Origin of the sequence: Acetobacter garciniae, from assembly GCF_017377735.1 — a bacterium.
In the GTDB taxonomy this organism is placed as follows: domain Bacteria; phylum Pseudomonadota; class Alphaproteobacteria; order Acetobacterales; family Acetobacteraceae; genus Acetobacter; species Acetobacter garciniae.
Genome location: NZ_JAFVMH010000010.1, coordinates 46803 through 61321, shown reverse-complemented (window position 1 = coordinate 61321; position 14519 = coordinate 46803). Strand labels below are relative to the sequence as shown.

The following is a 14519-nucleotide window of genomic DNA, read 5'->3' as shown; positions in this document are numbered from 1 at the left end:
ACTATAGCGAAAATCGAGCACGGCCCGGCACCACCCGCTCGATGCAGCCCTGGAACGCAGCGGCAATTACGCGGCCTGCCTGTGGCATCCGGCCATGGGGTGGAGATGGGTTTTCATGGGCATGGGCGTTCATGGGATCGGCCATGGCAGAGTCATGGGCGCGCATGGGACGGCCTTCCTGCCCGCCCCAGTGCCGCACCTGCTGGCCCCGCAGCCGATCCTGCCGGCGGCCCCGCGCCCCCCCGCCGACGATACCCGCACCCCATGGCGACTCCGCCCATGTTCTACTGACGTTCTCAATAAATGCTGTTTCAGCACCTGCGCGTAAGAACAAAAATCGAACAAATAACGAGTCGCATTTCGTCGTTCCGGCTGGCGCACATTACCTCGGCAATGGACATCATTTCGCCATGAATACTTAATTAATGGCTGTTTTCCGCCAGTTTTTCATTGTTTTTTATTTACTTCCCACGCTGTCCCATGCTATCCCACGCCTGACCATGAGACGTGGCAAAACGGGTTCGCTCCCCGTCCGCATGTGAGCGAAATGGCTGATTAGCAAGGACTCCGACCAGGTGGGTGTGTTCCTCGGCACGCATGAGAATCGATTCGACGCCAAGGGCCGCGTCTCGATTCCAGCCGGGTTCCGCTCAGTGCTCAGATCCCAGCAGACGGAAGGTGACGCGCTGATGATTCTCCGCCCCTCCCACACGCTGCCCTGCGTGGAGGCCTGGCCCGCCTCGGCCTTCGCGCGGCTGACCGAACCCCTTGATCGGCTGAACATGTTTTCCGACGACCATGACGACCTGGCCGCCGCCCTGTACGCCGATGCCTACCCCATGGAACCCGACCGCGAAGGCCGCATCATCCTGCCCGATTTCCTGCGTGAGCATGCGGGGCTGACCGACAGCCCGCAGGCCGCCTTCATGGGGCTGGGCCGTATTTTCCAGATCTGGGAACCCGAAGCCGCGCGTGCGCGCCGCGAAGAAGCCCGCCAGCGTTCCCGCCGCGTCAGCATTCCCGCCCCCGGCCGCCCCGACCCGAATGGGGAGCCCGCGTGAACGCCCATTCCTCTTCCCCCACGAATGGTGCGCCCGACGCGCCCCCCGCCGCCGTGACGACAACCGGACATGTACCGGTCATGCTGGCCGAAGTGCTGGACTACCTGCGTCCGGCCGGTGGCGAGCGCATTCTGGACTGCACCTTTGGCGGTGGCGGCTACAGCATGGCCATTCTCAAGGCGGCGGACTGCACCGTATGGGGCATAGACCGCGACCCGGACGCCATTGCACGCGGGCTCGCCCTCAGCGCGTCCCTTGCCCAGGCCGAAGGGCGTACGCGCCTGCACATGCTGCATGGCGGGTTCGGCACCATGGCGGGCATGGTGCAGGCCGCGGGCGTGAACAGCCTTGACGGGATCGTCATGGACCTGGGTGTGTCATCCTTCCAGCTTGACGAAGCCGAGCGCGGCTTTTCCTTCCGGCTGGATGGCCCGCTGGACATGCGCATGCAAAAGGCCGGCCGCAGTGCCGCCGACCTGGTGAACGAAGCGCCCGAGCAGGAACTGGCCGATATCGTCCATTTCTATGGCGAGGAACGGCATGCCCGCCGCGTGGCCCGCGCCATTGTCACCGCCCGCGCGCAGGCCCCTTTCACCACCACCACGCAACTGGCGGACCTTGTCCGTTCGGTCGTGCCGCGTGACCGCGCGGGGCTGGATAGTGCGACCCGCACCTTCCAGGGCCTGCGGATTGCCGTGAATGACGAACTGGGCGAGATCGAACGCGGCCTTGCCCAGGCGCTGGACCTGCTTGCCCCCGGCGGGCGGCTGGTCGTCGTCTCCTTCCATTCGCTCGAGGACCGGCTGGTCAAACGCGCGATGCAGCACGCCCTGGGCAAGGATGTCAGCTTTTCGCGCCACGATCCGCGTGCGGCCCTGGCCCCTTCCGCCCAGACCGGCTTTGCGGCCCTGACGACCAAGGCCATACGTCCGGGCGATGCGGAATGTGCCGCAAACCCGCGTGCGCGCAGTGCCCGCCTGCGCGCCATCGCCCGGCGCCCTGTGGCAACCCCTTCATCACCTTCCATCCCGGCAGAGGATTGAACCCCATGTTCCCACGTCCGTTCACGTGCTGCTGCGCCGCTCTGGCCATTGCCTCGGGGTTCTTTCTTTATACAAAAAAACATCAGACGACCGTGCTGGACCAGCAGATCTCAAGCATCGTGCAGGAAACCGAGCATGTGCGGGCCCAGACATCCATGCTGCGCACCGAATGGGCGCTGGAAAACCAGCCCGAACGGTTGGCTCAGCTTGTGGCGCGCCATACCACCAACCTGCACGCCATGGACCCCGCGCAGTTCGTACGCATGGCCGACCTGGTGCAGCACCTGCCCGCCATTGCCAAAACCCCGGCCCCCGAGGTTGCCGAACCCGCGGCAGTGGCGGTCGTTGCCGAAAACCGCGTGACGCACGCAGCACATGAACCCGCCGGGCCGACTGTCCAGACCGTGGCCAGCGCTGCCCCGGTCCCTGCGCGCGTGGCCGTGGTGCATGAACGCGCACCCGTTCTGGTGGCCGACAACACCGCACCCGCCGCGCGTGTTTCAGCCCCTGCGGCCCCTCTGCCCGCGCCGGTCGCCGCTGTGGCGGCTGACACCATGCCCGCGCCCCGCGCGCAGCCGGCCCGCCGCCAGCTTGCCGAACGTGCCCCCGCCCAGTCCGATTCCCGGCTGGAGAACATGCTGGCTGAGCTGAACGATTCCGAACCCGCAAGCCACGCGCAGGCCCAGCAGGCCAATATCCAGCAGGCCAGTGTTCAGCCCGCCGCCCAGCGCCGGAAAGTGGCCATGGCCACCGCCACCACAGGCGTGACACCGGCCGTGCGCACGCCCTCCCCCACGGGTGTGACATCGAATGCCGCGTACCGTGTCGCCCAGGCAGGCAATACGGCGGGCGATACAACGGCGGCCATCCGCCACCCGCTGCCTGCCTCCGTTGCAAGCTGGCACCCAGCGCGCACGTCGCGGACCACAATCGCCAGCGGTTATATGGAAGCGCGTGCCACTTCCGGTTATACGGGGGGCTCTCTGCTTAACCGGGGCGGGGACAGCCTGCCGCCGCCCGTACCGGTTACGAACTGATGCCTTTCCAATGATCGTTTTCCCGAGCTGACATGGCCCCACCCCCGCACGACACCCAACCGCCCCGCGAAGGCGGCATGACGGGGGTGGGCCCACGCGCGCGCGCGCACCGCGAGCAGATGCATGTCAGGCTGCTGGCGGTAGCGGGCGGCTTTTGCGTATTGTTCGCGGTTGTGACGGGCCAGTTGACCAGGGCCACGGTCATAAGCCCCATGGCGCCCGAAAAGCGGCAGATCGCGCCGCAAGTGCCCGAAATTCCCAAAATCGACCCGCATGCTGGCCTTGCGGGGGATTTTTCGCTGCCGCAGGTGCATCGCGCCTCCATCGTCGATCGCAACGGGCAGACGCTGGCCCTGTCGCTGCCTGTGGCCCAGGTCTACGCCAACCCGCAGGAACTGATCGACCCGGCCGAAATCGCCCACAAGCTCAAATCCGTACTGCCCGACCTGAACGAGGAAGAGACCGTAAAGCGGCTCTCCCGCCCCAAGCAGTTCGTGTATGTGGCGCGTGACATAACCCCGCAGCAGGAACTGGCGATCAACAACCTGGGCATTCCGGGCATTTATTTCGAACCCGGCGAACGCCGCCATTACCCGCTGGGCCATATGGCCGCCCAGATCATGGGGGCTGTGGATATCGACGATCACGGCATTGCCGGGGTGGAGCGGTTTTTCGACAAGCGCCTGCTGGCCAGCCATCACCCGCTGCGCCTGTCGCTGGATATTCGTGTGCAGTCCGCCGTGCGTGAGGAAGTGGCCAACGCCATGCAGACCTTCCAGGCCATTGGCGCGTGCGGCATTGTCATGGATGTGCGCACGGGCGAAGTGGTGGCCATGGTCAGCCTGCCTGATTTCGACGCCAATAATTTTGCCCATGCCAGCAATGACGAACGCTTCAACCGCGCGGTGACCGGGCTTTACGAACCGGGTTCGACCTTCAAGCTCCAGACGGCGGCCATGGGGCTGGCGACCGGCACCATCCATATCTGGGACAGTTTTTCCTCCATCCCGCTGCGGATCGGTCGCTTCACCATCCGCGACATGAAGAACGACCATTTCGCCCCCTGGCTGTCCCTGCCCGAGGTCATGGCCTATTCGTCCAACCCGGCGGCGGCCCATATCGCGCTGGACGTGGGCGGGACCAGGCAGGCCGAATGGCTGCGCAGCATGGGGTTTTTCGCGCCCGTGCCGATCGAACTGCCTGAAGCCGCCCGCCCGCTGGTGCCGCGCCAGTGGGGCCTGGCCACCACCATGACCGTGGGCTTCGGCCATGGCGTGGCCGAACCCCCACTTTCCATCGTGCGCGGGACCGCCGCCACCGTGAATGGCGGCATACTGGTCACCCCCACCCTGCTCGACACCGAAGACGGGGCGGATACGGACGATACCCCGAACGCGGGCGCAAACGGCATGGCCCTGGCCGCCACGCCGGCCGTGCTCCAGCCAGGCCTCACCCAGAACGGCGCGCAGGCCGGAATATCCGGCGGTGCACAGGCCAATGCGCAGGCAGGTATGGCTGGCAGTCCGCAGGGTACCGGGCAGGTGGGTGTGCAGCCGGCATCGCTCACCACCGCCATGGCCGCGCACCCTGCCCCGGCCACCGGCGTGCCAGGGCCCGATGCCCCCGTAACCCCGCATGGCCCGCGCGTGATGTCCGAGAACGTATCGGCCCTGTTGCGGCGGCTGCTGCGGCTGGACGTGACCCAGGGCACCGGCCGCACGGCTGAATCGCCGGGCTATTTCGTGGGCGGGAAGACGGGTACTGCCGAGAAGATCGGCCCGCATGGCGGCTATCTCAAGCATGTCAATATTGCCGCATTCACCAGTATTTTCCCCATGAACGCGCCGCGCTACGCCGTGTATGTCATGCTCGACAGCCCCCAGGCCACGCCGCAGACCCATGGCTGGACCACTGCGGGGTGGAACGCGGCCCCCACCGTATCCAGGATCGTGTCGCGGATCGGCCCCATGCTCCAGATTTTTCCCGACATGGAGCACGCAGCCCAGATCGATGCGCAACTGGCCCTGCCCATGCACCCTGCCGTTCCGCGCGGTGTGCGGCCCCTTGGCCCCGGCAACGACCCCGGAGACCCGCGCAACCAGGTCGTGGAACACCGCGCCATCAAAGCGGGCGTGACCCGGCCCACCGGCAAACAGGTTCTGGCGGACCGCCGAAAACCGAACCAGGAGACGCTTTCCGAATGAGCCTGCCGCTTTCCAGTCTGTTGCTTGCGGCTGGCCTGCCGATATCCGGGCAGGACGATACATCTATAGACGCCATAACCGCGGATAGCCGGACCGTTCGCCCCGGCACGCTGTTCGCGGCCCTGCCGGGCGTGAAAATGGACGGCCGCGACTATATCGCACAGGCGGTGGAGCATGGGGCTGTCGCCATTCTGGCCCCCCTTGGCACGCAATGGCCGCAGGGCGTGCCCGCCCGCCCGCTTGTTCTGGCGGCACGACCCCGCCATGCCCTGGCCGTGATGGCGGCAAGCCTGGCCGGGCCGCAGCCGCCCTGCCTGGTCGCGGTCACGGGCACCAATGGCAAGACCAGCACGACCGATTTCGTGCGCCAGATCTGGACCATGCAGGGCCGCAAGGCTGCGGCGATCGGCACGCTGGGCCTGACCGGGCTGGAAGACATGGGCCCCGGTGCGGCGTCCATCGCCATGCCGCACCTGACCACGCCTGACCCGGTAGCCCTGGCCAACGGGCTTGCAGCACTGGAACGGCTGGGCGTGCACCATGTGGCACTCGAAGCGTCCTCCCACGGGATCGCGCAGGAACGCCTGGACGGGCTGGCGCTGAAGGCTGCGGCCTTCACCAACCTGACACGCGACCATCTGGACTATCACGGCACGGTGGATGCTTACCGACAGGCCAAGCTGGACCTGTTCCGCACCCTCCTGCCCGAAGGGGCGGTGGCAGTAGCCAATGCGGATATGGACCCCACCACACTGGAAGCCATAAAGGACATAGCCCGTGCGCGCGGGCTCCGGCTGCGCCTTGTGGGCGAAAATGGCACCACGCTGCGGCTTGTGGGCCAGCGCGCCCTGCCGGTGGGCCAGGAACTGAGTGTGGAATGCAATGGCAGCCTGCTGAACGTATCGCTTTCGCTGCCGGGGCGTTTCCAGGCGGACAACGCCCTGCTGGCCGCCTGCCTTGCAGCAGAAGATGAGGCCGACCTGCCCGCGATCCTGGGCCTGCTGCCCGTGCTCCAGGGCGTGCGCGGCCGCATGGAACGGGCCGCAGTCCTGCCCGGGGGGGCCTGCGCCTATGTCGATTACGCCCACACGCCCGATGCGCTGGCCCGGCTTCTGGCATCCCTGCGCCCGCATGCGCGCGGCAAGCTGGTGGTGGTGTTCGGCGCGGGGGGCGACCGCGACAGGGGCAAGCGACCGCTCATGGGGCAGGAAGCGCTGCGCGGGGCGGATATCGCCATTATTACCGACGACAACCCCCGTTCGGAAAACCCCGCCGCCATCCGGGCGGATATCTGGGCGGGTGCCCCCAGCGCACTGGAAATAGCCGACCGGCGCACCGCCATTGCCGAAGCCCTGTCCCTTCTGGGGCCGGATGACGTGCTGGTGGTCGCGGGCAAGGGGCATGAGCAGGGGCAGGTGATCGGCACCGAAACCCTGCCGTTCGACGATGTCGAGGTGATCAGGACACTGGTGGGGCAGGCATGAGCGTTTTATGGACCCGCGACGCATTGCAGGCGGCCACCGGCGGGCGTTTCATGGGCCGCCAGGTCGACCGGTTCAGGGATGGCGGGCACGCGGATATCACGGGTATTTCCATCGACACCCGCACGCTGCGCCCGGGCGACCTGTTCATTGCCCTTAAGGGCGATAGCAGCGACGGCCATGCCCATATCGCCACGGCACTGGAGAAGGGAGCCGCCGCCGTCATGGCGCATGACGGCGGCAGCCTGCGCGACGGGCGTATCCTGCTGGTGGGCGACACCATGGTGGGGTTGCAGGACCTTGCCGTGGCGGCACGCGCGCGTTTTACGGGCAAGGTGGCGGCCATTACCGGCAGCGTGGGCAAGACCACCACCAAGGACATGCTGCGGCTGTGCCTGCAGGCCACCGGCCCGACCCATGCGGCCGAAGCCTCCTACAACAACCATTGGGGGGTGCCGCTGACACTGGCGCGGCTGCCGCGCGATGCGGCTTTCTGCATCAGCGAGATCGGCATGAACCACCCGGGCGAAATCCTGCCCCTGGCCCGCATGGTACGCCCCGATGTCGCGGTCATTACCACCATCGGTTCGGCCCATCTGGGCCATATGGGCAGCCTGGACGCCATTGCGGCGGAGAAAGCCTCCCTCATGACCGCGCTGGCCCAGGGCGGTATCGCCATTATCCCCGATGACGCGCATGGGCCCGATATTCTGGCCGATACCGCGCAGAAGGCCGGGGCCGTGCTGTGGCCCGTGGGCGCACGCCCCGAAAGCACGGTGCATTTCACGCACCTGCACACAGGGGCCGATGGCTCGGACTTTACCGTTGTCTTTACGGGCCCGAAGGTGGAGGAAACGCTTGATGTGCATCTGGGGGCACCGGGCCTGCACCTGGTGCGCAACGCCGTGGCGGCCCTGGCGGCCTGTGCAGCCCTGGGTGCGAACACGCAGACCGCAGCGGCGGCCCTTGCCGCGTTCCAGCCCGGCAGGGGGCGTGGGGCGCTGACACGGATCGCGGGGGGCGATGTCACCCTGCTGGATGAAAGCTACAATGCGTCTGCCGCTTCTGTGCGGGCGGCGCTGGACGTGCTACGCCACATTCCGGCCAGCCGCCGCATTGCCGTTCTGGGCGACATGCGTGAACTGGGCGATTTTTCAACCACGGAGCATGGCGCACTGGCCGAACCGGCCGCCATGTCAGCCGACCTTGTTTTTTGCTGCGGACCCCATATGAAAACCCTTTTCGAGGCCCTTCCACCCGAACGGCGGGGTGTCTGGGCCCCTACTGCCGCCGCCCTTGCCCCCGATCTGTGCGCGGCTATCAGGAAAGGAGACGCCATTGTGGTCAAAGGCAGCCTTGGCAGCCGCATGCGCGACGTGATCGACGCACTTCAAGCCCTTGGCCCGATGGGAGAGGGCTGATGCTGTACCTGCTTGCGTCCGATGCAGTCCATGGCGGGCATGTCACGCTGCTGAACCTGCTGCGCTATATCTCCTTTCGTGCGGGTTGCGCGTGCCTGACGGCACTCGGCCTCAGCCTGCTGCTGGGCAGGCCCTTCATTGCCCGGCTGCGCCAGATTCAGCGCGGCGGCCAGCCCATTCGCGCGCTCGGGCCCGAACGCCACCTTCTGGAAAAAGCCGGAACCCCCACCATGGGCGGCGTGCTGATCCTGATCGCGCTGAGCGTGTCCATGCTGCTATGGGGCGATTTGCAGAACGGGTTTGTGTGGGCGGTGTGGCTGACCACGCTGGGCTTTGGCGCCATCGGCTTCATGGATGATTACCGCAAGCTGGCCCGGCGCAATACGGACGGGCTTTCCAAGCGCGCCCGGCTGGGGGGGGAATTCGCCATTTCTCTGGTCTGTGGCGTTTGGCTCCAGTCCATGATGCCGCCCGACCTTGCCAACCAATTGGCCTTTCCCTTCGCCAAGGACCTGCTGCTGCCGCTGGGCATTGTGTTCCCCGCCTTCGCCATGATCGTCATTACCGGCTTCGGCAACGCCGTGAACTTTACCGACGGTCTGGACGGGCTGGCCATCGGGCCGGTCATTATCGCAGCCCTTGTCTTCGCCATCCTGTCCTATCTGGTGGGCAACCACGTCTTTGCGGACTATTTGCAGGTGCATGCCGTGCCCGGCACGGGGGAACTTGCGGTGTTCTGCGCCGCCCTTGTGGGGGCCGGGCTGGGGTTTTTGTGGTTCAACGCGCCCCCGGCCTCGGTCTTCATGGGGGATACGGGCTCGCTTTCGCTGGGTGGGGCCCTGGGCTCGCTGGCCGTGGCCATCAAGCACGAACTGGTCCTGTGCATTGTCGGCGGGCTGTTCGTGGTGGAGACACTTTCGGTCATCATCCAGGTGTCTTGGTATAAGCGCACCGGGCGGCGGGTATTCCTGATGGCCCCGGTCCACCACCATTTCGAGAAAAAAGGCTGGGCCGAGCCCAAGATCGTCGTGCGGTTCTGGATCATCTCCATCGTGCTGGGCATGTGCGGCCTGGCGACACTGAAACTGCGATGACCGCCTTCCCCCCTACCCTGTTCGCGGGCAAGCGCTTTGCGGTGTTCGGCCTGGGCCGCAACGGCCTGCCCGCCGTGCGCACCCTGGCAGCCTGCGGGGCCAGCGTGCAGGCCTGGGACGACGGGGAAGCCGCGCGCCACGCCCTGGCCGAACATATCGCCCGTTCCCGCCATGACGGGGGAGATATCGCGCTATGGCCCTTCGATACGCTGGAGGGGTTCGATGCGCTGATCCTGTCCCCCGGCATCGCGCATGTCCTGCCCACCCCGCACCCGATCGCGCTGATGGCGCGCGACGCGGGCATTCCCATACTCAGTGACGCCGAACTGTTGTACCAGGCCGTGCGCATGGCGGGCAGCAAGGCGCGTTTCGCGGGGATTACGGGCACCAACGGCAAGTCCACCACCACGGCCCTGCTGGCCCATATCCTGTCGGGTGCCGGGGTGCCTGTCGCAGCGGGCGGCAATCTTGGCCCCGCAGCACTCAGCCTGCCGCTCCTGCCCGATGACGGCGTGTATGTGCTGGAAATGTCGTCCTACATGCTCGAACGCCTGCTCACCCTGCGCTTCGACACCGCCTGCCTTCTGAACCTGACGCCGGACCATCTCGACCGCCACGGCGACATGGCGGGCTATACCCGCGCCAAGTGCGAGATCTTTGCCCGCCAGAGTGCGCTGGACCATGCCGTGATCGGGGTGGATGATCCGCTATGCGCCCAACTGGCCACGACATTGGCCAGGGGCCCGGCCCGGTGCGAGAGCATTTCGGGCTCAGACCCCGCATGTTCCTATTACGGGAAGGATGGCGCGATCTGGCACGATGGCGCGACGGTGGCCCCCCTCGGCCCCACCCTGCCCGGCGCGCATAACGCCCAGAACGCCGCCGCCGCCCTGGCCATGGCGCATTTCCTGGGCGTTGCCGCGGCGGCTGCGGCACAGGGTGTGCTGTCCTTCCCCGGCCTGCCGCACCGCCAGCAGCGCGTGGCCGAATGCACGGGCGTGACCTTCATCGATGACAGCAAGGCCACCAATGCCGATGCCGCGTCCCGCGCCCTGAGCTGTTACGACCGGCTGGTCTGGATTGCCGGTGGCATGGCCAAAGCGGGCGGCATTGCCACCTTGGCACCCTATTTCGGGCGTATTGTCCATGCTTACCTGATCGGGCGGGACGCGGCCGTGCTGGGCGCCACGCTGGATGAGCACGGCGTGGCCTACACCGTGTCGGAAACGCTGGAGAACGCGGTGCCCGCGGCCTATACCCTGGCGTGCGAGGCCAGGGTGCCGGTAGTACTGCTTTCCCCCGCCTGCGCGAGCTTCGACCAGTTTGCGGGGTTCGAGGCACGCGGGGCACGTTTCGCGCAACTGGCCAAGGGGGTCTGCGCGCAGCATACGGACGCAACAGGAGCGTGACCCATGGCCGGTTCTTCCCGCACCGATGACTCGCCGTTTGGCCGCTGGTGGCGGCATGTAGACCGCACGACCCTTGTCTGCACCTTCATCCTGATCGGCTTCGGCTATATCCTGATGCTGGCGGCAAGCCCCGCCGTTGCCGTGCGTATCGGTGCATCGCGCAACATGTTCATTTTCAAGCAGGTCGCGTTCCTGACCATTGCCGGGCTGATCGTGGTCAGTGTTTCCATGCTGTCGCGCCGGGCGGTGCTGCGCCTCTCGCTTGTGGGGGGGGCACTCATGCTGGGGGCCACGGCCCTGACCCTTGTCCACGGTATCGAGATCAAGGGCGCACGACGCTGGATCGCCCTGCCGATGATGTCGCTCCAGCCATCGGAATTCCTCAAGCCCTGCTTTGCCGTGGTCACCGGCTGGCTGCTGACGCAGCGGCGGGTGGCGGGCATGCTGCCGGGCATGCTGGTCAGCTTCATCCTGTTCGGGGTGATTGTGCTTCTGCTCAAGTCCCAGCCCGATATCGGCATGCTGACGGTCATTACCGCCGTGTTCCTGACCCAGCTTTTCGTGAACGGGCTGAACCTGATCCTGGTGGGCATGGGCTTTGCGGGCATGATCGGCGCGGGTGTGGGGGCGTTTTTCATCTTCCCGCATGTGCGTTCCCGCGTTGAGCGCTTTCTCCACCCCGATGTGGGCGACCATTACCAGATCGACACCGCCCTGCGCGCCTTCGGCAATGGCGGGCTGCTTGGGCGCGGCCCGGGGGAAGGCCGCGTGAAGGATCTCCTGCCCGACGCCCATGCGGATTTCGTGTTCGCCGTGGCGGGGGAGGAATACGGGCTTGTCATCTGCGCGCTGATCATTACCGTGTTCGGCATTATCGTCGTGCGTACCCTGCTGCGCCTGATCCGCGAGGACGATCCCTTCGTGGTCATTTCCACCACGGGGCTGGTCACGGGTTTCGGCCTTCAGGCGTTCGTCAACATGGCATCGAGCTTGCATCTTATCCCCACCAAGGGCATGACACTGCCATTCATCTCCTACGGTGGGTCTTCCGCCATGTCGGTGGCGCTGGCCATTGGCATGGTGCTTGCCCTCACGCGGCAGCAACCGGGTGGCGCGCGGGCAGGCAGCGGTTTTGTCACCACCCTCAGACACTGGCGGTCAGTATGAGGCCCTGTACCATTGTTATCGCGGCTGGCGGCACGGGGGGGCATTTCTTCCCGGCCGAGGCCCTGGCCGGGATACTGGCGGCCCGTGGGCATACGCTGATCCTGATGACCGACGAACGCGCAGGCAAGCGCGCAAGCGGCGTGTTCGCGCAAGGGGCGCAATATGTGCTGCCCGGTGCGGGCGTTGCCGGGCGCGGGCCGGTGCGGGCCATCCGCGCGGGGCTGACCCTGCTGCGCAGCGCATGCAGGGCCCGGACCATCCTGCGCGATATCCGCCCTGATGCGGTGGTGGGCTTTGGCGGCTATCCTTCCGTCGCACCGCTTCTGGGCGCGCGCATGCTCGGGCGTGCCCACCCCCGCCTGATCATCCATGAAGGCAACGCCGTGCTGGGCCGGGCCAACGCCGTGCTGGCCCGCTTTGCCGATGCGATCGCCACCTCCTTCCCCACCGTTGCCAAGCTGCCCATCGGTTCGCCCACGGTGCTGACCGGCATGCCCGTGCGCCCGGCCATTGCCGCCCTGGCGGGTGAGCCCTGGCAGCCCCCGGGCGAGCGGATCAACCTGCTGGTCTGGGGTGGATCGCTGGGGGCGCGCGTGTTCTCCCAGGTGGTGCCCGCAGCCCTTGCCCGCCTGCCCGACGATATCAGAACCCGCCTGAACGTAACGCAGCAGGCCCGCGCGGACGATGTGCAGGGCGTGCGCACCGCCTACGCCCAGACGGGCATTGCCGCACGTGTCGAACCCTTTCTGGATGACGTGCCCGATCTGCTGCGCGCGGCCCATCTGGTCATTGGCCGGGCGGGCGGATCCTCGGTTGCGGAAATCACCACCGCCGGGCGCCCGAGCATTCTGGTGCCCCTGCCCATTGCCGCAAGCGACGAGCAGACCGAAAACGCCCGCGCCATAACCGAGGTGGGGGCGGGCTGGATGATCCGCCAGCCCGACTTTACGCCCACCACCCTTGCCGCCCATCTTGCGGACCTGTTCCACGCCCCGGACGAACTTGCCCGCGCAGCCCAGGGTGCGGCCAGCCTGGCCCGCCCGGATGCCGCCCAGAACCTCGCCAATGTAGTAGAAGAATGCCTCCAGTTTTTTCCATTTCCTGCTCACCCAGCCTCCAGCGGGGAGAAGACACGCCCATGAGAGCCCTCCCTCTTTCCATCGGAACCATTCATTTCGTCGGGATCGGCGGGATCGGCATGTCCGGCATCGCGGAGGTGCTGCACCTTCTGGGCTACAGCGTGCAGGGCACGGACATTGCCGAAAGTGCCAATGTCAAGCGCCTGCGCGCGGCGGGTATTCCGGTCACGATCGGCCACAACGCCGACAATCTGGGCAGTGCGCAGGTGGTGGTGATCTCCACCGCCGTCAAGCGCGACAACCCCGAGGTTGTGGCCGCCCGCGCGCGGCTGATTCCGGTCGTGCGCCGGGCGGAAATGCTGGCCGAGCTTATGCGCCTGCGCTGGGCGGTGGCCGTGGGCGGCACACATGGCAAGACCACGACCACAAGCCTTGTGGCAGCCGTGCTCGAAGCCGCCAAGCTGGACCCCACCGTGATCAACGGCGGCATTATCGAGGCCTATGGCACCAACACCCGCATGGGCAAGGGCGACTGGATGGTGGTGGAGGCCGATGAAAGCGACGGGTCGTTCCTGCGCCTGCCCTCGGTCATTTCCGTGGTCACCAACATGGACCCCGAACATCTGGACCACTGGGGCACGGCCGAGGCGATGGAAGCGGGGTACGACCAGTTCGTCTCCAACGTGCCGTTCTACGGCTTTGCGGTGCTGTGCATCGACCATCCTTCCGTGCAGCAGATGATCCCGCGCCTGTCCGACCACCGGATCGTCACTTACGGATTTTCGCCCCAGGCCGATGTGCGGGCCGAAAAGGTGATAACCGACAAGCTGGGGGCCACGTTCGAAGTCACGCTGACCGACCGCGTGACGCGCCGCACCCGCAAGGCCGGGCCGTTCCGCCTGCCCATGCTGGGCTCGCACAACGTGCAGAACGCCCTGGCCGCCATTGCGGTGGCGACCGAGATGGATATCAGCGACGATGTCATCCGTTCGGGCCTGGCCAGTTTCCGGGGCGTGAAGCGCCGCTTCACCCGCACGGGCGAGACCGCGGGCATTACCGTGATCGACGATTACGGCCACCACCCGGTCGAAATTGCCGCCGTGCTCAAGGCCGCGCGGCAGGCCGGTGCGAACCATGTCATTGCCGTCATGCAGCCGCACCGCTATTCGCGCCTGAAAATGCTGTTCTCTGATTTCTGCGCCTGCATGAACGATGCGGACACCGTGATCGTGAGCGATGTCTACGCGGCGGGGGAAGACCCCCTGCCCGAAGCCAGCCGCGACAAGCTGATCGAAGGCCTGCGCGAACGCGGGCACCGTTCGGTCGTCCCGCTGTCCAGCCCGGACCATCTGGCGGAAATGATCAACGCCATCGCCAAGCCCGGTGACTATGTGGTGTGCCTGGGGGCGGGAACCATCACCCACTGGGCGCAGGCCCTGCCAGCACAGCTTGCGGCCCTGAAGGCACAGAACAAGGGCGGCAGCGCGGCATGAGCGATCCGGTCCTGGGCACTTCCGCCAATG

Annotated in this window: 12 protein-coding genes; 11 read left to right on the top strand and 1 reads right to left on the bottom strand. The window is 66.6% G+C overall.

All coding sequences use genetic code 11. The features are described from left to right. Position 1: 1 nt before the first annotated feature. A complete protein-coding gene (locus J2D77_RS14880; protein WP_207847129.1) occupies positions 2-166 on the bottom strand; it encodes a hypothetical protein in 165 nt (54 codons plus the stop codon). 409 nt (positions 167-575) lie between these two features. On the opposite strand from J2D77_RS14880, the gene mraZ reads away from it, so the two are divergent. From mraZ to murC, 11 genes are read left to right on the top strand one after another with little or no spacing between them, the layout of a single operon-like run. After that, a complete protein-coding gene (gene mraZ, locus J2D77_RS14875; RefSeq protein ID WP_207847128.1) occupies positions 576-1061 on the top strand; it encodes a division/cell wall cluster transcriptional repressor MraZ in 486 nt (161 codons plus the stop codon). Then, entirely contained in the window at positions 1058-2104 is a 1047-nt protein-coding gene (gene rsmH / locus J2D77_RS14870; protein ID WP_407927107.1) for a 16S rRNA (cytosine(1402)-N(4))-methyltransferase RsmH, read from the top strand. Before mraZ ends, rsmH begins: the two co-directional genes overlap by 4 nt. 5 nt (positions 2105-2109) lie before the next feature. After that, positions 2110-3141 carry a cell division protein FtsL gene (gene ftsL, locus J2D77_RS14865; RefSeq protein WP_207847126.1) on the top strand — a complete coding sequence of 344 codons (1032 nt, stop codon included), beginning with the start codon at positions 2110-2112 and terminating at the stop codon, positions 3139-3141. A gap of 32 nt (positions 3142-3173) precedes the next feature. Further along, positions 3174-5345, top strand: a complete 2172-nt coding sequence (locus tag J2D77_RS14860; protein ID WP_207847124.1) for a peptidoglycan D,D-transpeptidase FtsI family protein — start codon at positions 3174-3176, stop codon at positions 5343-5345. Further along, positions 5342-6829 (top strand): UDP-N-acetylmuramoyl-L-alanyl-D-glutamate--2,6-diaminopimelate ligase, encoded by a 1488-nt coding sequence (locus J2D77_RS14855; protein WP_207847121.1) that lies wholly within the window; start codon positions 5342-5344, stop codon positions 6827-6829. The genes J2D77_RS14860 and J2D77_RS14855 overlap by 4 nt, the downstream gene beginning before the upstream one ends. Next, positions 6826-8247: a UDP-N-acetylmuramoyl-tripeptide--D-alanyl-D-alanine ligase gene (locus J2D77_RS14850; RefSeq protein WP_207847120.1), complete on the top strand. Its 1422-nt coding sequence runs from the start codon at positions 6826-6828 to the stop codon at positions 8245-8247. Before J2D77_RS14855 ends, J2D77_RS14850 begins: the two co-directional genes overlap by 4 nt. Beyond that, the gene (gene mraY / locus J2D77_RS14845; RefSeq protein ID WP_207847118.1) at positions 8247-9341 is read left to right on the top strand and encodes a phospho-N-acetylmuramoyl-pentapeptide-transferase; all 1095 of its coding nucleotides are present in this window, start codon (positions 8247-8249) and stop codon (positions 9339-9341) included. Before J2D77_RS14850 ends, mraY begins: the two co-directional genes overlap by 1 nt. Then, a complete protein-coding gene (gene murD / locus J2D77_RS14840) occupies positions 9338-10750 on the top strand; it encodes a UDP-N-acetylmuramoyl-L-alanine--D-glutamate ligase (protein WP_207847117.1) in 1413 nt (470 codons plus the stop codon). Before mraY ends, murD begins: the two co-directional genes overlap by 4 nt. Positions 10751-10753: 3 nt before the next feature. Continuing rightward, positions 10754-11917: an FtsW/RodA/SpoVE family cell cycle protein gene (locus J2D77_RS14835; RefSeq protein WP_207847116.1), complete on the top strand. Its 1164-nt coding sequence runs from the start codon at positions 10754-10756 to the stop codon at positions 11915-11917. Then, positions 11914-13059 (top strand): undecaprenyldiphospho-muramoylpentapeptide beta-N-acetylglucosaminyltransferase, encoded by a 1146-nt coding sequence (murG, locus tag J2D77_RS14830; protein ID WP_207847114.1) that lies wholly within the window; start codon positions 11914-11916, stop codon positions 13057-13059. Before J2D77_RS14835 ends, murG begins: the two co-directional genes overlap by 4 nt. Then, positions 13056-14489 carry a UDP-N-acetylmuramate--L-alanine ligase gene (gene murC / locus J2D77_RS14825; protein ID WP_207847113.1) on the top strand — a complete coding sequence of 478 codons (1434 nt, stop codon included), beginning with the start codon at positions 13056-13058 and terminating at the stop codon, positions 14487-14489. Before murG ends, murC begins: the two co-directional genes overlap by 4 nt. Positions 14490-14519: the final 30 nt, after the last annotated feature.